This window comes from Paraburkholderia aspalathi (assembly GCF_905220735.1).
Taxonomy (GTDB): Bacteria; Pseudomonadota; Gammaproteobacteria; order Burkholderiales; family Burkholderiaceae; genus Paraburkholderia; species Paraburkholderia aspalathi.
In genome coordinates, this window is the sequence record NZ_CAJNBA010000006.1 from 22,112 (window position 1) to 41,608 (window position 19,497).

Sequence of the window (19,497 nt, forward strand, 5' to 3'; positions counted from 1 at the left end):
CCCCTTGTCCTTGTGCCGCCTCTCAGGCGTGCTGCGCAGACGGTTGGTCGGCGTGTTGCGCCGCTGTAACTGTCGCAGGCGCCATCCACGGCGCTTGCGACGACATCGCTGGCCGCATCGGCCAGTACTGCAATTCGGCGGCAAGGTGCCGGAAGTCGCGCGCGGCCGGTGTCGATGGGAACGCATCGACGACACACCGCGACAACTCCAGGGCTCGCGCCATCCGCACATCGGCGGCTATGCAACCGGCGTCTTCCAGCGCCACCGTCAGGTAGCGTCCCGCCACGCCGGCCAGGTTAACAAAGGCGGTGTGCGCGTCTTCCACGCTCTGCACGTGGTTCACCAGCACGCGAAACTGCGCGGTGGCGTGCGCGTAATGCAGACGCTTCATGCACGCGTACGCCTCGGTGATCGCTTGCGCGGCCACCCTTGTTACGATCATCAGGTCGTGCGCCTGCATCGCGAGCGGCGACAGGTGGCCGTGCTCGTCGAGTTGCGCATCGATCAGCACGATGTCGGCGGAACCGCGCAGCAGCACGTCGAATTGCGCGGCAGTGCGGCCTTCGCGGTTGTTGCGCGAGGCGGCCAGCACGGAGAAGCCCAGCGCGTGGCGCGCGGCGGCATCGTCGAGCGTCATCTCGCCGCGCATCACCGCCGCAAAATTGCCTGCGCCGCGCACGCCGCCGAGCATCGCGCTCACCGATTTCTCGCCGAGGCACTCGTCGATCACCAGCACGTCCTTGCCTTGCTGCGCGAGCGCCGCGGCGAGGTTCACTACCGTCGTCGTACAGCCGACGTTGGCCGAGCCGCCCGTCACCGCAATCACGCGCGAGCCGCTACGGGCCAACAACCGCCGCAGTCCTTCTGCCTGATCCGACATGAACTTATCCAAAGCGAACCTCGTGCAGTTCGGCCGTCGAACGCGCCGACAGCGCGGACAGCAACGCCGGAATGTCGTCGTCGTGCGGCACGAATGGGGAGTTGTCGCGCGGGATGCAGAACGTACTCTTGATCAGGAATTTCTTCGTTGCGACGTACAGGTTTTCCGGCACCTTCTGACCGGTCGACACGTAGTGCACCGGCAGCTTGTAGCGGATCACCGTATCGAGCACGCCGCCCAGATTGGTGGCTTCGTCGAGCTTGGTCAGAATGCAGCCGGCGAGCGGCTGTTGATCCGGTGCGCGCTGATAGGCCTGCACGACTTCGTTCAGCGTATCGCCGTGGCTCGTTGCGTTGAGCAGCAGGAGACGCTGCACCGGCTGACCGGCGCGGCAAAGCATCGCGATCTGGTCGGAGACCAGGCGGTCGCGCTGGCTCATGCCGATCGTGTCGATCAGCACGATGTGTTTGTTGCGCAATTCGGAGAGCGCGAGTTGCAGATCGCCGCCGTCTTTCACCGCGTGAACCGAGACGCCGAGAATCTTGCCGAAGATGCGCAGTTGTTCGTGGCCGCCGATCCGGTAGCTGTCGGTGGTGAGGAGCGCCACCTTGCTGGCGCCGAAGCGCATCACGCAGCGCGCGGCGAGCTTGGCGGTGGTCGTGGTCTTGCCGACGCCCGTCGGGCCCATCAGCGCGAACACGCCGCCGCGCTCCATCAGCGCGTCTTCGTCTTCCATCACCGGCAGGTTCGATTCGAGCACCGAACGCACCCACTCCATGCCGCCTTCCATGTTGTCGACGTCGTCGGGCAGGTTGTCGACCATCATCTGCACGAGCTGCGCGGAGAAGCCAGCGGCGAACAGGTGCTTGGTGAGCGCGGCGCGCGCCGGGCTGCGGCGCTGACGATCGCCCCACAGGAGGCCGGCGAAGTGTTCTTCCATCATCCCGCGCATCGACGACAGCTCGCTCATCACGGTGTCGTTGACGACCTGCTCCATGCGCGTCTTGATCGCTTCGGCGACCGAAGCGGGCGAGCGGGCGTCGTCGGTGGCAGGCATCGATGCGGCCACTTTCTGAGCGGCGCGGCGCGCGGCGAGTTGCGCGCCTTCACGCGCCCACTCGGGCGTATCGGTGACTTGCTGCGCGGCGGGTTTCGAGGCCTGTTGGCCGGCTTCCACTGCGGCGCCGAGGCCCTTGGCCATGGCAGCAGCGGGTGTCATCGCGGCGGGGCGCGCGCTGTACGCGCCCTGCGGTTGCTGTTCGGCGGCGATGCGGCGAGCGTGGTCGATCAGCCAGGGGTTCGATTCGGCCATCGTGCGCGGCGCTTGCGCTTCGGCGGCTTTGAGCAGATCGGCGCGGATGTCTTCGCTGAGACGCGTTGCAGCGGCGCGGGCGCTCGGTTGCTCGGTGTTGACCGCTTGCGGCAGCGACGCGGCAGCGGGTGCGGCCAGCGCCGCTTTGGGCGCGTTCGGCAGCGTGGCCTTCGGCGCGGCGGGGACGGTGGCGGACTTCGCAGTTGCCCCTGAAGCAGTGCCGACGGTGCTAACGACGTTCGGCGTCACATTCTCAGCGCCCGCTTCCGGGCTTGCGCCGAACACCGACGAGAACACATCGGGCATGCCGCTCGCATACGGATTCGCCTGCATCATCGGATTGGCGCGCGGTGCGGCGAGCGCGGGCTGTTGTCCGGCCATGGCATTTATCGGCGTGGCCAGCGGTGCGCCTGCGCTACCGCGCGGCGCTTTCGGCGTAATGGCGGCGAGGTCGCTATCGGCCAGGGCGACGATCTCGACGCTGCCGTCTTCCATCGTGCGGTTGGACAAAACGACGGCATCCGGGCCCAAGGCTTCGCGCACGAGACGCAGAGCATCGCGACTGGTAGCACCGACAAATTTACGAATGTTCAAGCTGGACCCCCGATGAGGTATACGGACTTACTGACTAACGGATTGGCAACATACCGCTTCCCATTGAGATCATTATTGCGAAACCCGTCGAGTGACGATCGATGGATAAAGACCGTTAAAGGCGGGCAATTCGGGCGATGGAAACGCACCTCAATTCACACGCGCGGCGGTTTGAAACAGGCTCTCCGGCGGTGTACGGCGGCGCTTTCGCCGACACAGCATGACCTCCGCCGGTCGCCTGCAGGGCGAAAAGTTAGGCGCGGAAATGAAAACCGGCGCTCGAGGGGCGCCGGCGGAAACCATCGGTCTGGAACGGCTGCGGCTACCTGGCAGGCTTAGCCGCACGGGGTTTAGCCATGCGCCCCGATCAGATTCACCACCTTGATATTGCGCGTATCCGGCACTTCGGCATAAGACAGCACCTTCAACTGCGGCAAGCTGCGGCGCAGGAAGCGCGCGAGCATCGGCCGCAACGCATGCTGCACCAGCAGCACCGGCGAGAGCCCGAGGTTCTGCTGACGCGTCATCGCCTTTTGCGTTTCGTTCAGCAGCGTATGCGCGAGACCCGGTTCGAGGCCCGGATTGGCGCCTGTGGAGAGCGCCTGCGACAACACCCGCTCCAGATTCGAATCGAGGCCCATCACCTGCATGTCGCCTACACCCGGGAACCACTGCTGCGTAATCGCACGGCCCAGCGCGAGGCGCACGGCGGCGGTGAGATCGTGCGCGTCGGTGACCTTCGGCGTGTGTTCGGACAGGGCTTCGAGAATCGTGCGCAGGTCGCGGATCGGCACGCCTTCTTCCAGCAGGTTTTGCAGCACCTTTTGCAGCGTGGTGAGCGGCAGCGACTTCGGTACCAGATCGTCGACGAGCGACGGCGTGTCCTTCTGCATGCGCTCCAGCAGCGCCTGCACTTCGCGGCGACCGAGCAGTTCGGACGCATGCGTGACCACCAGGTGATTCAGGTGGGTGGCCACCACCGTGCTCGAATCGACCACCGTGTAGCCGTACACCTGCGCCTGTTCGCGCAGATTCGTATCGATCCAGATGGCCGGCAGACCGAACGCCGGGTCCTGCGTCGGCGTGCCCGGCAGCGCGGCGGACACCTGCCCCGGGTTGATCGCCAGCCACTGCCCCGGATACGCTTCGCCGACGCCCACCTCGACCCCCTTCAGCGCAATCCGGTAGCCGTTCGGCCGCAATTCGAGGTTGTCGCGGATATGGATCACCGGCGGCAGGAAGCCGATTTCCTGCGCGAATTTCTTGCGGATGCTCTTGATCCGTTTGAGCAGTTCGCCGTCCGAATTCTTGTCGACGAGCGGAATCAGCCGGTACCCGACTTCGAGACCGAGCGTGTCGATCATCGTCACGTCGTCCCAACTGGCTTCGGTATTCTCGACCGGCGCGAGCGTAGCCGGTGCGACATCGACCAGCGTTGCGGTGTTCTTGCGCGCTTCGCTGCGCTTTTTCATCGTGCGGCCGAGCTGGATCAGGCCACCGCCGAGAACCAGAAACGCGAAGTGCGGCATGCCCGGAATCAGGCCCATCAACACCAGAATGCAGCCCGTGATCACCAGTACGCGCGGGTTCGTGAAAAGCTGCCCGGTCAGTTGCGTACCGATGTCTTCGTTGGTCGCGACGCGCGAGACGATCACACCGGCCGCGGTCGAAATCACCAGCGACGGGATCTGTGCGACAAGGCCGTCACCGATCGTCAGCAGCGTGTAGGTCTTGCCTGCCGACGCGAAGTCCATGCCGTGCTGCACCATCCCGACGATCAGGCCGCCGACGATGTTGATCACCATGATCAGCAGGCCGGCAACCGCATCGCCGCGCACGAACTTGCTGGCGCCGTCCATCGAACCGTAGAACTCGGCTTCCTGAGAGACTTCCAGACGGCGCTTGCGGGCTTGATCTTCGTTGATGAGGCCGGCGTTCAGGTCGGCGTCGATCGCCATCTGCTTGCCAGGCATCGCGTCGAGCGTGAAGCGCGCGGACACTTCCGCGATCCGCCCCGCGCCCTTGGTGATCACCATGAAGTTGATGACCATCAAAATGACGAAGACGACGATACCGACCGCGAAGTTGCCGCCCACGAGGAAGTGGCCGAACGACTCGATCACCTGGCCCGCCGCGTCCGGGCCGGTATGGCCTTCGAGCAGCACAACGCGGGTGGAGGCCACGTTCAGCGACAGGCGCAGCAAGGTCGAGAAGAGCAGCACGCTTGGGAAAGCAGCGAAGTCGAGCGGCTTCATCGTGTACATGCTGACGAGCAGCACCATCACGGAGAGCGCGATATTGAAGGTGAACAGCAGATCCAGCAGAAACGGCGGCAACGGCAGAATCATCATGCCGAGGATCATGCAGATCAGCACCGGCCCGGCGAGGGCGCGCAAATTGGTGCCGCTCAAGGCATCCGGCCGTCGGGACAGGAATCCGGCGCGAGCGTTCATGCGGAGGCTCCTGAAACGTCGTCGTTATCTGGGTTAAGTACGTCGGCGGCTTCCTGCTCGGCTTCATCGTCCGGCACGCCGCCCTTGTCGAGGTCCGCCGGCACGTCGAACTCGGTCGGTGCGACCGGCGCGACGCCGCCTTCGGTGTTGAAACGCCGCAACTGATACACCCACGCAAGCACCTCGGCGACCGCGCCATACAGCGGGCCGGGAATCTCACGGTTCAGTTCGACGTTGTGATACAGCGCACGTGCGAGCGGCGGCGCTTCCAGCAGCGGCACGTTGTTTTCGGCGGCGATTTCGCGAATTCGCGCGGCCACCAGGTTCACGCCCTTGGCGACCACCTTCGGCGCGCGCATCTCGCCGTCGGTGTACTGCAGCGCGACGGCGAAGTGCGTCGGGTTGGTCACCACCACGTCGGCCTTGGGCACCTGGGTCATCATGCGGCGACGGGCAATGGCGCGCTGTTGCTGGCGAATCCGGCCTTTGACGTGCGGATCGCCTTCGCTTTCGCGGTGTTCGCGCTTCACTTCTTCCTTCGTCATGCGCAATTTCTTGTGGAACTGCCAGAGTTGATACGGCACATCCAATGCGGCCACGACGAACATGCCCGCGACCGTCATGCCGCAGCACACCGCGATCAGATGCACGGTGTTGGCGAGCGCGAGATGCAGCGGCTGGGTTGCCAGCGCGAGAATTTCCTCGCGGCGATTCCAGATCGCCGAGCCGCCGATGCAGCCCACCACCAGCGTCTTCGCGAGCGACAGGCCGAGCTGAACCGGTCCGTTGATCGAGAATATTTTGCCGAGCCCTTCGATCGGGTTGAGCCGGTTGAACTTGGGCTCGAGGCCTTTCGAAGACAACTGCCAGCCGCCCAGCGCCATCGGCGCGAGCAAGGCGGCAGCGCCGGTGAAGGCCAGAACCGGCAGCAGCGCATACAGGCCCTCGCGGCCCGCGGCGCCCGCGCCGATCAGCATGCGGCGGGTTTCGAACACGGTGGCGTGGTCGAACGTGAAGGACGCCCGCAGCATGCCCTGCAAATGCTCGCCGATGCTGTCGGACATGCCCCAAACGCCGAAGAATCCCGCTGCCAGCAGCGCAAACGTCGACAGCTCCCGCGAACGCACGATCTGCCCTTCCTCGCGCGCCTTCTGCAGGCGCCGGGGAGTGGCTGATTCGGTTTTTTCGAGGTCGCTATCCTCTGCCACAAACGCTCTCCAGTCGGCTGAGGCACGGCGCCTCTTTCCAGTGAGAGCGATTATTCCCGCTCGACGCAAGCGACGATCGGCGGATAAGGGCGGAGAAAGGGGGGTATTTCGAGGGATGGAACAGCCGGCAAGCAGCGCCGGCTGCGGGTGCAGTTGCAACTGCGGCTAGCGGACACCCGCGGCGTTTCGCGCGGGTGTCCAGCCGGTTCTTATGCGTACGACATGCGCCTTAGAAGCCGACGTAAGGCGCCTGAGTGCTGGTCGCGAAGCCGTAGTACATGTAGCGGCCATAAAAGAACGGCAAACCGAGATCGAAGCTGCTGTTGCCGCCAATCTGCCCGGCCAGATCGTTGAACGCATAGTTGCTGGTGTTGCTGAACAGCGTCGACGCGCTCAGGATGCCGATGCTGGCGCTCGCTCTCGTGCTGCTCAGGCCGCCCAGCGTGATCGACCGGGTTTGCGCGGACGACGGGCAATAGAACCCGGCGAAATTACTGCCGCACTGCGCGAGCGAGCTGTCGGCGAAGAAGTACGCGTTCGACCCCGAATCGAAGAACGCCTGCACGGTCGTGCCGTTAAAGACGCTGTTGTTCATGTTGCCGAAGGTATCGGTGGTGAACGTCTGCGTAGCCGCCAGCGCATTGTTTGACTGCGTGTTAATCCCGAACACCAGCGTGCCGGTAGCCGACGATGCACCCGTGTTCGACACCGGTGGCATCTGCACGATCACGCCGTTATTGTCAGCCGTGAAGTTGGCGACCGGATTGGCGACCTGCTGGTTGAGCGGCACCGTGGCACGGGTGCAGGAGGTGCCACACGTGAAATAATTGCTGTAGTTGGCGGCCGTCGACGGGGTCGAACAGGTTGCGCCACAATCGGTGGGCGCCGTGCCGATCCCGAGAATGCCGTTGGCGCCGAGATCGCTGGCCGTGTTTTCCGCCGAGCCGCTGCCGCAGCCGCTGGGCGCTGTGCCGGCCGCCGAATCACCAATGATCTGAATCGGAATGCCCGCTGTAGTTGTCGTCTCGCCGCCAATCTGTACGATCGCGGTGCGCACGGTGCCCCATGTGAAGCCGTCGGCGAAGGTCGCGCACTCGGCGAGTTGCGCACCGCTCAGGGTACTGATCGGCAACCCACCATTGAGCAACGAACTATTCAGCACCGAACTGACCAGACGCAGCCCGAACGAACCGGTATCGACCTGGATATTGTCGATTTTCTGACAGTTGGTCGATGAACCTGGCGCGCATACGGTCACGCTCACCGTCGGAATATTGATGACGCCGCTCACACCGCGCGCGACCGTGATCGGCACGGTGTTCGCCGCCGTCGCGGCGATCGGTTGCTGGGTCGGGCTGGCCGGCAGCGAGCCGCCGTTCAGCACGCTCGACGAATTGTTACTTGAACCGCTGTCGCCGCCACCACCGCCACCGCAGGCGGCAATCACCGACACCAACGCCACGGCCACGACGGCCTGCACCCAGCCCCTGAGCTTCACAGCACTTTGCATGGTTCGCATCGTTCGTCCTCGCCCTTACTGGATGTCGGAACCGCTGACGCCGGCCGGCAACGCCGGCGGCAACCAGGCCTGACCGTTGAACCCGCCCATGTGGCCGCCGGAGCGGACCACGAGGTTGCTCTGATCGACCGCAACGGGGCCACGAGCGCCTCCGCGCGCCGCGCGCACGGCCTTTACACCGGCGACGTACTGCGGGAAATAGCTGCCGAGCAGATCGTTCAGATCCGGCATTTGCGGACCATGCCACGCGATGCCGAAGACCGAACCGTCCGCGGCGAGGTATTCGCGCACCACCGTGCCGTTGCCGAGCGTGGTTTCACGCACGGTGTAGGACGCCGAAGCCGAGGTGGAAGAAGCAGCGTTTGATGCAGAACGCATCACGCTTTGGGCCGCCGTTGCCGAACTGGTGCCGGGCTGCACGGTGCGGGAAGAAACCGACGCATCCGTAGGCGGTGTCATCGGGGTGCCGCCCAAGCCCGCATACGCGGACTGCACGGCTGACAACGAACAGGGTAATGCAAGCGCCATAACGAACCCGGCGCGGCGTACGCGACTCCACATGACAAGGCTCCTCCCGAGCTGCTGCTGCTCGGCTCGCACCTCGTGCGAACCGGCCGCATGTATGCAGATCATACGGCACCGCTGCGGTCGCACTCTGGAGGGATGCCTCACGGTGCCACCGACCGGTGACTGTCTCTCACCGGAATGCCATGCCGCTGCTTGAGTCCGTAGTATGCCTGTGGTTTGTGTCGGCAGACAGCAGGCGCACGCCGGAGCGTGGCCTGCCACCTGAACCGATCCGGCGGTCCGACGATCCTGCCTCGCGCCTTTGCAGGCGCGCCGGCAGGTCAGAAGCCGAGGCTCGCTAGCAGATCGTCGACCTGCGACTGGTCTTGCACCACGTCCGTCTTGCCTTCCGGATTGATCTGCGGACCGTTCAGCAGATGTTCGGGGCTGCCGGTGGACGACGGCTCGGCCGCCAGCGCCGCCGCATTCGCTGCGAACTGCTCGCGCCGCTCGAGCGCGATGTTCTCGACCAGCACGCCGAGCAGCTGCTGCTCGATCAGGTACACGACATCCGTGATCTTCTTGATGACCTGTCCGGTCAGATCCTGGAAGTCCTGCGCCAGCATGATCTCCATCAACTGCGAATTGGTCGCGGTGGTCGCCTCGGGCACGCCGCGCAGAAAGGTGCGCGTGTCGTTCATCAGCGCGCGCACTTCCTCGCGCTCGATCGGCGCCGCATACCACTGCTCCCAGCGCGCGTCGAGTTCGCCGGCGTCTTTCTGCAGTTGTTCCTGGATCGGCTTGGCGACGTCGATCGATGACAGCACGCGCTCGGCGGCCTGCTCGGTCATGTTCGCAATGTACTTGAGACGGTCGCGAGCATCGGGCACGGCTTCCGCCGCACGCTCGACATGCTTGTCGATCCCGAGCTCACGCATCGAGTCACGCAGCGTGCGCGTCAGTTGTCCGATACGGGCGAGGATGCGGTCAGACGCGAGGTCGCCGCTCTCGGCCGCCGCTTCGGCACCTTGCGCGTTGGTCGGCAGAGTCACATCAGCTCCCGGCTTTCGCCATCTTCTCGAGAATCTTGTTGAGCTTCTCGTCGAGCGTCGCGGCCGTGAACGGCTTGACGACATAACCGCTCGCGCCGGCCTGAGCCGCCGCGATGATGTTTTCCTTCTTCGACTCGGCCGTCACCATCAGCACCGGCAGATGCGTCAGGTGGGCGTCGGCGCGGATTTCCTTGAGCATGGCCAGACCGTCGAGGTTCGGCATGTTCCAGTCGGAAATCACGAAGTCATACGCACCGCTGCGCAAACGCGCGAGGCCGGCCTGACCGTCTTCCGCTTCGTCGACGTTCGAGTAGCCGAGCTCCTTGAGCAGGTTGCGAACAATCCGGCGCATCGTCGGAAAGTCGTCAACCACCAGAATCTTCATTCCCTTATCCATTTCATTCCCTTTGCTTGATCCATGATGCGGCGCATGACCGCCAGTTCATTCCGATGCGTATTGACCGGAGTGACTTACTCCGGCCCATGCCTGGCGCTCGCCGTCAGGCCCGCGCATCATACCCGCTGTACGCGGTCGCCCATTGACGACAGACGCGCCATCACACGTCGGCTCATTTCCGGCAGCGAAGCAATTTCGTCCGCGGCGCCGAGCGCAATGGCTTCGCGCGGCATGCCGAATACGATACAGCTCGCTTCGTCCTGTGCAAGGGTATACGCCCCCGCTTTTTTCATGTCCAGTAGTCCGGCGGCGCCATCGCGCCCCATTCCGGTCAGGATCACGCCTACCGCATTCTTGCCTGCATGCTGCGCGGCCGAACGGAACAGCACATCAACCGACGGACGGTGCCGGTTCACCGGCGGTTCGTCCGACAGGTGCGCAATATAGTTCGCGCCGCTGCGAGCCAGCAACAGGTGAGCGTGGCCGGGCGCGATATACGCATGTCCCGGCAGCACGCGTTCACCGTGCTCTGCCTCTTTAACGGTAATCCGGCACAAACCATTAAGGCGTTGTGCAAAAGATTTTGTGAAACCCGGCGGCATATGCTGCGCGATCAGCACGGCAGGCGCATCCGGCGGCAGCGGAACCAGCACTTCGCGGATCGCTTCAGTGCCGCCCGTCGACGCGCCGACAATAATCAGCTTCTCGGTACTGAGCAGCGGATTGTTGAAGAGCGGCGCGGCGGCAGCAGGCGCATGCGCGGCATGCGTGGCCGCGTGCTGCACCGGCGCGGCCTGGCGCACCCGTGCGCGGGCCGCGGCGCGAATCTTGTCGGCGAGCTTTTCCGAGTAGTCGAGCATGCCGTCGCGAATGCCGACCTTCGGCTTGGTGACGAAGTCGACTGCACCCAGTTCCAGCGCGCGCAGCGTGATTTCATTGCCACGCTCGGTCAGTGACGACACCATCACGACCGGCATCGGCCGCAGACGCATCAGCTTCTCGAGGAAATCGAGACCGTCCATGCGCGGCATTTCGACGTCGAGCGTCAGCACGTCCGGGTTGTGCTGCTTGATGAGATCGCGCGCGACCAGCGGGTCAGGTGCGGTCGCCACGACAGTCATGTCCGGCTGGCCGTTGATGATTTCCGTCATCAGGCTGCGGATCAGCGCCGAATCGTCGACGCACAGTACTTTGATCTTTTGCACAGCGCTCACGCCTCCTCTGTAGTTCTGGCGTTGTTTGAATTAATCGGGCGCGGGCTTGCGCCGAACAGTTCGATACGCGGCTTCGTTGCGCCCGCGCCCGCACTGCCGCCTGCCGCGCCGAACAGTTCGATCCTGGGCCGCGTGGCGGCCGGCGTCGAGAACAACTCGACCCGTTTGCGTGCCGCCGCGAGCCGCTCGGCACGCGCTTCGGCGCTTTGCCGCACGAGCGCCTGCTCGCGCTCCGCCACGCCCGCTTCCTGCTGCAGGCGCAACTTCTTGACCATCACCTGGCCGGTGCGCGGCATGAAAGCGACCTTGCGCGGATGGTTGCCCTGCAAATCCTCTGCGACGATGCGGATCTTTTCGAGCGCCAGATAGCGGCGCACGAATTCCGAATTGCGATCGCCGATATTCATCGTCGTCATGCCGGCCAGTACCGCGCCGCCGCCGAACACCTTGGCTTCGAAGCGTTCGCGCCGGCCGCCGGCCTTGATCAGTTCGTTGATCAGCACTTCCATGGCGTACGCGCCATAGCGCATCGAATCCGATGCGGGCTGGCCGGCGTCCGCGCCGTCGTCGGGCAGCATGAAGTGATTCATGCCGCCAATGCCGGCCGTGCGGTCCTGAATGCAGGCCGCGACACACGAACCGAGCACGGTGACGAGCACCATGTCTTCGCTCGTGGTGTAAAACTCGTTCGGCAACAGCTTCACGCCGGGGCGCTGGAAGTGGTTGTCGAAGTACAGATTGGAGGCGATCGGCAAGCTGCTGCTCATGCGGTCACCCCGCTCGTCGTTGCGCTGCCGGCATGGCTCGTGGCGCGTGCCGGCGTGCGTGCGGCGCCTGCATCGCGCGTCAGTTCATAGACGGTCTGACCACGCAGCTTGAACGCCTGCGTCACATAGGTGAAGTTTTCCGAGTGGCCGGCAAACAGCAAACCACCCGATTTCATCAGCGGCTCGAAGCGCGCCAGCACCTGCCCCTGCGTCGGCTTGTCGAAATAGATCATCACGTTGCGGCAGAAGATCGCGTCGAACTGCGAGCGCAACTGGTAATCGCGGTCGGTCAGATTCAGCTGTTCGAAGCGCACCATCGCGCGCACTTCAGGGCGCACCTTGACCATGCCGGCGTGCGCGCCGGTGCCCTTCAGGAAGAAGCGCTTGAGCCGCTCGGGCGACAGGTGCTTCACCTGGTCGAACTGATACATGCCGGCTTCGGCTTTCGCCAGCACCTGCGTGTCGATGTCGGTGGCGAGCACGGTGGCCTGACGCGCACCGCTGTCGCCGAGCGCTTCGATCAGCGTCATCGCGATCGAATACGGTTCCTCACCGGTCGAGGCCGCCGAGCACCACACGGAAACCGGCTGCGCGCGGCGCGGCACGAACTCGGCCAGGATCGGAAAATGATGAGCTTCGCGGAAGAACGCGGTCAGGTTGGTGGTCAGCGCATTGGTGAACGCTTCCCACTCGGCCGGATCGTTTTCCGCTTCGAGCAGATCGAGGTACTGCTTGAAGGTCTCGAGGCCACGGGAACGCAAGCGGCGCGCCAGACGGCTGTACGCCATATCGCGCTTGTGATCCGACAGGGAAATGCCCGCGCTGCGATGAATCAGATCGCGAATGCGAGCGAAATCCGCCGACGTGAATTCGAAATCCCGTCCTTGCTCGCCGGCTCTAGCCGGTTCCGCCCGGGCGGGGCGCGCCGGTTGCGGAGGTTGCTGTTCGCGCGTTGCCATTATGAGAGTCCCTGCCTGCAATACGAGCCATCCCGCCTTTCGCCAACCGAATTGCTTCTGGCGAAAGGGGTTGTGTTCGCGGGGTCGCGCCCACCCGCGAGTTCTGCCAACACGCGATCGGCCCGCGACACGCCTTGTAAGCGTGCTTCGATGATTCGCCCGTCATGGAGCGAGATGCCGAATGACCGCATGTCTCTGTGCCACTTCCTAGAACGTTTCCCAGTCCGCGTCCGATCCTGCCGACGCGGCGCTTGCTACGGCCGGACGCGCTGCGGAGTCGGATGCGGCGCGGGCCGTCTTCGGTTTGAGAGCCGGTTCGACGCGCGTAGTGTCGGCACCGTGGGTGGACGAAGCCGGCGTTGCCGCCTTTGCTGCGCTTGCCGTACTTGCTGCCTTGCCTGCTGCCGGATGCGCTGCTGCATGTGCGGTTGCCTGCGGCGCGGACTTTGCGGACTGAGCGTGCTGGCTGGCGCTCTTGCTGCCGTTCGAACGTGCCGCCGCTTGCGGACGCGCTGCAGCTACAGCTGCCGTTGCGACGCTGCGCGTCTGGCCGCCGGCTACTTTCCAGCCGTTCACCACCGCTTGCAGTTGACGCGTCTGGTCTTCGAGCGACGCTGCCGCAGCCGCTGCCTGCTCGACCAGCGCGGCGTTCTGCTGCGTGACTTCGTCCATCTGCACAACCGCGCGATTCACCTGTTCGATACCGCCCGACTGCTCTTCGGAAGCCGCGCTGATTTCGCCCATGATGTCGGTCACGCGGCGCACCGCCTGCACGATCTCGTCCATCGTGGTGCCCGCGCGGCCGACCAGCGCCGAGCCGCTTTGCACCTTGTCGACCGAGTCGCCGATCAGTTCCTTGATTTCCTTCGCGGCGCTGGCGCTGCGCTGCGCGAGGCTGCGCACTTCGCCTGCGACCACTGCAAAACCGCGGCCCTGTTCGCCTGCCCGCGCGGCTTCGACCGCCGCGTTCAGCGCGAGAATGTTGGTCTGGAAAGCAATGCCTTCGATCACGCCGATGATGTCGACGACCTTGTTCGAACTGGTCGCGATGTCCTGCATCGTCGTGACGACCTGGCTCACCACGTCGCCGCCGCGTGTCGCGATATCCGACGCGTTGACGGCCAACTGGCTCGCCTGGCGCGCGTTCTCGGCGTTCTGGCGCACGGTGCCGGTCAGCTGCTCCATGCTCGAGGCGGTTTCCTGAAGCGACGCGGCCTGCTGTTCGGTGCGTTGCGAGAGATCGGTGTTGCCCATGGCGATTTCGCGCGCGCCGGTGTCGATCGATTCGGTGCTGCTGTGAACCGCCGTCACCATCGTCGCCATGCTTTCCTGCATGCGCTTGATTGCGGCGAACAGGCGACCGATTTCGTTACGGCTGAACACGTTGATCTGCTCGGACAGATCGCCCGAAGCGATCCGTTCGAAGCACGCCGTGGCATCGTTCAGCGGCTGCACGATCAGGCCTCGCAGCGCAAAGCGGATACCCAATACCAGCAGCAGCGCGATCACGGTGACGCCGATGATCAGCGAGGTCATCAACGAAATGTTCGATTGCGCGCTCGATTGCTGATCCGTTGCGAGCTGCTGCAGCGACTTGATAACAGCGGACGCGGCGTTGTCGTAGGCAACGAACCACGGGCTGATCTTCGTATCGGCGATGGCGTGATAGGCAGCCAGATCGTTCGCCCGCAGTGCGGCGAATTCAGGCTCCATGCCGTCGCGCATCAGGGTCGTGCGACGGGCCACCAGTTCGTCCAGTTGCGCCTGATCGACGCCGCTCTTCGGCGTGTCGAGATAGGTCTGCCAGTTCTGGTTGCTCTTGCCGTACAGCTCCTGTGCGCGGTCGAGAACCTTCTTGGCCTGCTCCGTGTCGCCGGCAGCGCTCAACGAATTGAAACGATCCAGCGACACGCGCGACCGCAACAGATACGCCGAAGCATCGTCGAGCGCGTGAATGGCGACCAGATCGCCGCGCGCGATACGGTCGAGCGACTGGCTCGCGCCGTTCAGCGCGGTCAGACCAAGCGCGCCAACCACGACGGTCAGCGCAACCAGAATGACCCCCACCATCGTCAGCGATGTGCGAATCGACCACCTGCTCAGCATCTTGATGCTCCCTCTTCGATCAGTCTTTCTTACTGGCGCGTAGTCATACTTACGCGCTGAGCGTTTCGATCAGCGCCATTTCGCGGCTGGTCATCAGCTTCTCAATGTCCATCAGGATCAGCATGCGGCCGTCGACGGTGCCGAGGCCCGTCAGGTACTCGGTCGTCAGCGTCGCGCCGAATTCCGGCGCCGGCATGATCTGGTCGGTGGCGAGCGTGAGCACGTCCGACACGCCGTCCACCACCATCCCGACCACGCGATGCGCGACGTTCAGGATGATCACCACCGTCTGGTGGTCGTACTCGACGCGGCCCAGATGAAACTTGATGCGCATGTCCACGATCGGCACGATGATGCCGCGCAGATTGATCACGCCTTTGATGAACTCCGGCGCATTGGCGATTCGCGTCACGTTGTCGTAGCCGCGGATTTCCTGCACCTTGAGAATGTCGATGCCGTACTCTTCGGCGCCGAGCGTGAAGACGAGGAATTCCTGACCGCCGGCGTCTGCCTGCTGCGCGTCGCGGCGACCATTCGTCGCGTTCGCGACGCTCGAATTGATGGATTGAACTTCTGCCACGTTAGCCCCCAAACGGTTGGGATGAAATAAGTTGAGTGAGTGTTGCGGATGTCATGCGAGGCTCATCGCGCCGTGCGCATGGCGCGTTTCGCGATTCAGCGCCGCCACGTCCACGATCAGCGCGACACTGCCGTCGCCGAGAATGGTTGCGGCGGAAATGCCGTGCACCTTGCGGTAATTCGTTTCCAGATTCTTCACGACCACCTGCTGCTGCCCCACCAGCTCGTCGATCAGCATCGCAAAGCGGCGCCCTTCGGTTTGCATGATGGTGACGATGCCTTGCGTCGGTTCCTGCTTGGCGTCGTCGACGTTGAACACTTCGTGCAACGCGACGAGCGGCAGATATTCACCGCGTACGCGTACCACGCGTTCGCCGTTGGCCACCGTGTAGATGTCCTCGGCGCGCGGTTGCAGCGACTCCATCACGAAGTTCAGCGGCAGGATGAAGATCTCGTTGCCGACCTTGACCGACATGCCGTCGAGAATCGCCAGTGTGAGCGGCAGAACGATGCGCGTGGTGCTGCCCTTGCCGGCATGCGAAGTGATTTCCACGTGACCACCCATCGACTGGATGTTGCGCTTCACTACGTCCATGCCGACGCCACGGCCCGAGACGTCCGTGACCTGCTCCGCCGTCGAGAAGCCCGGCAGGAAAATCAGGTTCCAGACTTCTTCGTCGGACATCGATTCGCTGACCTGCATGCCCTGCTTGGCGGCCTTCGCGAGAATCTTGTCGCGGCGCAAACCGGCGCCGTCGTCGCTCACTTCGATGACGATGTTGCCGCCATGGTGAGCCGCCGACAGCACCAGCTGGCCGGTCGAATCCTTACCCGCCGCACGCCGCGCTTCCACGGTTTCAATACCGTGGTCGAGACTGTTGCGCACGAGGTGAGTCAATGGATCGATGATCCGTTCAATGAGGCTCTTGTCGAGTTCAGTCGCCTGACCGAAGGTGACGAGTTCCACTTCCTTGCCGAGTTTCGCCGCCAGATCGCGTACGAGACGCGGGAAGCGGCTGAACACGTAGTCCATCGGCATCATGCGGATCGACATCACCGCTTCCTGCAGATCGCGCGCATTGCGCTCGAGCTGCGCCATGCCGTTGAAGAGCCGGTCGTGCAGCGCCGGATCGAACGTGCTGGTGGTTTCGGCCAACATCGCCTGCGTGATCACCAGTTCGCCGACCAGGTTGATCAGCTGATCGACCTTTTCGACGCCGACACGAATCGAGCTGCCTTCCGCGCCACCTGCTGCCGCGGCCGGCCGTGCCGCCTTGCGATCCTGTTCGGCGGTCGCCGTCGCAGTTGCTGCCACGCTTGCCGCCGGTGCGCTGGTCGCTGCTGCGGGTGCAGCCGCGGCAGGCGCCGGCGTAGTCGCTGTCGACGCCGGGGCGTTGAACAGTCCGTGCGTGGCGGCGGCTTGAGCGGGCGCAGCGGTGTGGGCCGCCGGTGCCGACGATGCTGCCTGCTCCGCCTGGTGAGCGTGTGCCGTTTGTGCTGCTTGCGCCGGGGCCGAATCGGCAGCGTCGGGCGTTCCAGGTTCGCCTTGCTGCGTCTCGTCCGCCGGTGCGGTGCCGCGGCCGATCGCGATCTGACTTTCGTCGATCACGAAACAGCACACGGCGATGATGTCGTCGGAGGTCACATCGGTCTGGAGCCACAGCGTCAGATCGCCGCCGCTCTTGACCTGCCCGACAATGTTCCCCAGGTTGCCGAGCTCTTCGGACAGCAGTTCCTGGTCCTTCTCACCTACGCCCCGTAGCGTAATTTTCAGATGGGGACCGGCTGCATCGCCGGCGCCCGCGGCTTGTCCGGTCTGTGCCGGTTCGCCGTCAGTCCATTCACCCGCCGCCTGCACCGCCTGTTCGACGACGTGCTCGGGCGGGGTACCGCCTTGTCCTGCTGTTTCTGCTGTTGATGCTTCTACTGGTGCTGTGGCAGCCACCGGTGCGGCGGCTGCCGGCGCCGCGGCCGCTTCGGCGCCCAGGCGGCTTTCCGCATGCAACTGTTCGAGCTTCGCGCAGATCGCCTTGGCCACAGCCGTGTCCGGCTCGGCGCTCGCACGGTAGTCGGCGAGCTGACCCGACAACACGTCCTTTGTTTCGAGGAACGTATCGATCATGTCCTTGCGCAGCACGAGCTCGTTATTGCGCGCGCGGTCGAGCAGCGATTCGAGAATGTGAGTCGTTTCCGTCAGCGCGGTAAAGCCGAACGTCGCCGCACCGCCCTTGATCGAATGCGCCGCGCGGAAAATTGCCGCGAGGTCTTCGGGGTCCGGATGCGCGATGTCCAGATTGAGCAGCAGCTGCTCCATCTGGGCGAGCAGTTCGTCCGCTTCGTCGAAGAAGGTCTGATAGAACTGAGTGATGTCGAGTGTCATGCCTGGGTCACCGCGAGAGTTCCTGTCTACGCTTGGGCTGTCGTGCCGCCGCGTCGAGAGCTTCTATAACTTGTGTAAAGGTGGCGCTTATAGGGCGCTCATGCGTTGTCCGATTCGGCTAGTGCCGCGACCAGTTCGGTCAACATGTCGGGGTCGAGCGGCTTTTCGATCCAGCCGGTCGCCCCCGCGGCCCGCGCCGCCTCCTTGAACGGTTCGCCCGATTCCGTCGTAAGGACGAGGATGGGCGTCGCCTGGTAAGCCGGATTGCCGCGCAGTTCCGTGATCAGATCGAGGCCGGTTTTGCCCGGCATGTGCTGGTCGGTCAGCACGAGGTCGAACGACATGGCGAGCGCGTTTTCGAGCCCTTCAATGCCGTCCGCCGCGAGCGTCACTTCATAGCCTGCCGTCGTCAGCGTTGCGGCGAGGATTTGCCGCATCGATGCCGAATCGTCGATTGCCAGGATGTGCCTGATCATGAAAACCTCGCTGCACTTACGCTATGGACCGGCTGGCCGTCCGCGCCACCTGGGCGCATGGACCGGCCCGCCGGTCGCTGTCTGTTACTGGGCTGCCGGCGCTGCCGCCGGCACCTTCGGTGCAACCGTCACCGGTTGCGCAAGTCTTTGCAGCAGCGGCTTGGAGCCGGCCGCGTCGTCCGACAAGGTGGTCGTGGTGGAGTCGTCATGGTCAAGCGCCTCCTCCGACTTCTTGTTCAGCACGATGATGCTGATGCGGCGGTTTTCCGGGTCCATCGGGTCCGCCTTGTTCAGGTTCTGCGTCGACGCGAGGCCGAGTACGCGCATCACCTTCGCTTCGTCCATGCCCCCGGCGATCAGCTCGCGGCGCGACGCATTGGCGCGGTCCGCGGACAGTTCCCAGTTGCTGTAGCCCTTCTCGCCACCCGCGTATTGCGCGGCGTCGGTGTGTCCTTGCACGATGATGCGGTTCGGCACGTCGTTCAGCGTGTGGCCGATTTCGCGCAGGATGTCGCGCATGTACGGCTCAACCACGTCTTTCGCGGTCGCGAACATCGGCCGCTTCTGCGAGTCGACGATTTCGATGCGCAGGCCGGTCAGCGTCGAGTCGATGCGGATCTGCTGCTTGAACTGGCGCAGCACCGGGTTCGCTTCGATCGCGGCCATCAGCTTGACCTGCAGATCGTGCAGACGGACCTGTTCGCGGCGCTCCAGCTCGCCCTGCGACTGCTTGATCGAGTCGTCGTTGCTATGCGAGACCGTGCGCTCGGCGCGATTGTTCGTGCCGTCAGTCGAGCGCGTCACGCCCTGCGCGTCGGTCGAAATGTCGCGGCCGCCGCCCTTCAGAATGCTCGAGTCCTCTGCGCTGCGATCGCCGCCCCACAGCGTGATCTTCAACGGCTGGTTGAAGTAATCGGCAATGCCCTTCAACTGCACGGTGGAAGCCGAGCTCAGCAGCCACATCAGCAGGAAGAACGCCATCATCGCGGTCATGAAGTCCGCATACGCGAGCTTCCATGCGCCGCCGTGGTGGCCTTTCTTGGCCGGCGCGGAGCGCTTGACGACAATGGCGCGGTCTTTATCCTTGCTCATCG

Annotated in this window: 16 protein-coding genes; all 16 read right to left on the reverse strand. The window is 64.2% G+C overall.

Features of this window, described 5'->3' with window-relative positions:
* Positions 1-22: 22 nt before the first annotated feature.
* The gene (locus tag KHO30_RS29375) at positions 23-892 is read right to left on the reverse strand and encodes a nucleotide-binding protein (RefSeq protein ID WP_093640829.1); all 870 of its coding nucleotides are present in this window, start codon (positions 890-892) and stop codon (positions 23-25) included.
* Positions 885-2,786 carry a flagellar biosynthesis GTPase FlhF gene (flhF, locus tag KHO30_RS29380; protein ID WP_211703068.1) on the reverse strand — a complete coding sequence of 634 codons (1,902 nt, stop codon included), beginning with the start codon at positions 2,784-2,786 and terminating at the stop codon, positions 885-887. Before flhF ends, KHO30_RS29375 begins: the two co-directional genes overlap by 8 nt.
* 350 nt (positions 2,787-3,136) lie before the next feature.
* Complete coding sequence (gene flhA / locus KHO30_RS29385; RefSeq protein ID WP_211703069.1) at positions 3,137-5,239, reverse strand: flagellar biosynthesis protein FlhA; 2,103 nt, start codon at positions 5,237-5,239, stop codon at positions 3,137-3,139.
* The gene (gene flhB, locus KHO30_RS29390) at positions 5,236-6,447 is read right to left on the reverse strand and encodes a flagellar biosynthesis protein FlhB (protein WP_211703070.1); all 1,212 of its coding nucleotides are present in this window, start codon (positions 6,445-6,447) and stop codon (positions 5,236-5,238) included. The genes flhA and flhB overlap by 4 nt, the downstream gene beginning before the upstream one ends.
* A gap of 229 nt (positions 6,448-6,676) precedes the next feature.
* Positions 6,677-7,966: a DUF3443 domain-containing protein gene (locus KHO30_RS29395; RefSeq protein ID WP_211703071.1), complete on the reverse strand. Its 1,290-nt coding sequence runs from the start codon at positions 7,964-7,966 to the stop codon at positions 6,677-6,679.
* Positions 7,967-7,981: 15 nt separating this feature from the next.
* Positions 7,982-8,527: a DUF2844 domain-containing protein gene (locus KHO30_RS29400; protein ID WP_093640815.1), complete on the reverse strand. Its 546-nt coding sequence runs from the start codon at positions 8,525-8,527 to the stop codon at positions 7,982-7,984.
* A 287-nt stretch (positions 8,528-8,814) separates the two neighbouring features.
* Positions 8,815-9,525 carry a protein phosphatase CheZ gene (gene cheZ / locus KHO30_RS29405; protein WP_054038491.1) on the reverse strand — a complete coding sequence of 237 codons (711 nt, stop codon included), beginning with the start codon at positions 9,523-9,525 and terminating at the stop codon, positions 8,815-8,817.
* 1 nt (position 9,526) lies between these two features.
* Positions 9,527-9,922, reverse strand: a complete 396-nt coding sequence (gene cheY / locus KHO30_RS29410) for a chemotaxis response regulator CheY (protein WP_093640812.1) — start codon at positions 9,920-9,922, stop codon at positions 9,527-9,529.
* Between the two features lie 116 nt (positions 9,923-10,038).
* On the reverse strand, positions 10,039-11,127 hold the full coding sequence (locus KHO30_RS29415) for a protein-glutamate methylesterase/protein-glutamine glutaminase (RefSeq protein WP_167378470.1): 1,089 nt from the start codon (positions 11,125-11,127) through the stop codon (positions 10,039-10,041).
* Between the two features lie 5 nt (positions 11,128-11,132).
* Complete coding sequence (gene cheD / locus KHO30_RS29420) at positions 11,133-11,903, reverse strand: chemoreceptor glutamine deamidase CheD (protein WP_200653302.1); 771 nt, start codon at positions 11,901-11,903, stop codon at positions 11,133-11,135.
* The gene (locus tag KHO30_RS29425) at positions 11,900-12,865 is read right to left on the reverse strand and encodes a CheR family methyltransferase (protein ID WP_211703216.1); all 966 of its coding nucleotides are present in this window, start codon (positions 12,863-12,865) and stop codon (positions 11,900-11,902) included. The genes cheD and KHO30_RS29425 overlap by 4 nt, the downstream gene beginning before the upstream one ends.
* A gap of 204 nt (positions 12,866-13,069) precedes the next feature.
* Positions 13,070-14,968 carry a methyl-accepting chemotaxis protein gene (locus KHO30_RS29430; protein ID WP_211703072.1) on the reverse strand — a complete coding sequence of 633 codons (1,899 nt, stop codon included), beginning with the start codon at positions 14,966-14,968 and terminating at the stop codon, positions 13,070-13,072.
* A 49-nt stretch (positions 14,969-15,017) separates the two neighbouring features.
* Positions 15,018-15,548: a chemotaxis protein CheW gene (cheW, locus tag KHO30_RS29435; protein WP_054038497.1), complete on the reverse strand. Its 531-nt coding sequence runs from the start codon at positions 15,546-15,548 to the stop codon at positions 15,018-15,020.
* A 51-nt stretch (positions 15,549-15,599) separates the two neighbouring features.
* Positions 15,600-17,927 carry a chemotaxis protein CheA gene (gene cheA, locus KHO30_RS29440; protein ID WP_093640801.1) on the reverse strand — a complete coding sequence of 776 codons (2,328 nt, stop codon included), beginning with the start codon at positions 17,925-17,927 and terminating at the stop codon, positions 15,600-15,602.
* Positions 17,928-18,025: 98 nt separating this feature from the next.
* Positions 18,026-18,403 carry a response regulator gene (locus tag KHO30_RS29445; RefSeq protein ID WP_093640799.1) on the reverse strand — a complete coding sequence of 126 codons (378 nt, stop codon included), beginning with the start codon at positions 18,401-18,403 and terminating at the stop codon, positions 18,026-18,028.
* Between the two features lie 84 nt (positions 18,404-18,487).
* Positions 18,488-19,495, reverse strand: a complete 1,008-nt coding sequence (gene motB, locus KHO30_RS29450; protein ID WP_093640796.1) for a flagellar motor protein MotB — start codon at positions 19,493-19,495, stop codon at positions 18,488-18,490.
* Between the last annotated feature and the right edge of the window lie 2 nt (positions 19,496-19,497).

Bases quoted from the DNA above. Each gene is read 5' to 3' on its own strand.
- flhA (WP_211703069.1), bottom strand. From the start codon at position 5,239: ATGAACGCTCGCGCCGGATTCCTGTCCCGACGGCCGGATGCCTTGAGC.
- KHO30_RS29395 (WP_211703071.1), bottom strand. From the start codon at position 7,966: ATGCGAACCATGCAAAGTGCTGTGAAGCTCAGGGGCTGGGTGCAGGCC.
- KHO30_RS29400 (WP_093640815.1), bottom strand. From the start codon at position 8,527: ATGTGGAGTCGCGTACGCCGCGCCGGGTTCGTTATGGCGCTTGCATTA.
- cheY (WP_093640812.1), bottom strand. From the start codon at position 9,922: ATGGATAAGGGAATGAAGATTCTGGTGGTTGACGACTTTCCGACGATG.
- cheD (WP_200653302.1), bottom strand. From the start codon at position 11,903: ATGAGCAGCAGCTTGCCGATCGCCTCCAATCTGTACTTCGACAACCAC.
- KHO30_RS29430 (WP_211703072.1), bottom strand. From the start codon at position 14,968: ATGCTGAGCAGGTGGTCGATTCGCACATCGCTGACGATGGTGGGGGTC.
- cheA (WP_093640801.1), bottom strand. From the start codon at position 17,927: ATGACACTCGACATCACTCAGTTCTATCAGACCTTCTTCGACGAAGCG.
- KHO30_RS29445 (WP_093640799.1), bottom strand. From the start codon at position 18,403: ATGATCAGGCACATCCTGGCAATCGACGATTCGGCATCGATGCGGCAA.
- motB (WP_093640796.1), bottom strand. From the start codon at position 19,495: ATGAGCAAGGATAAAGACCGCGCCATTGTCGTCAAGCGCTCCGCGCCG.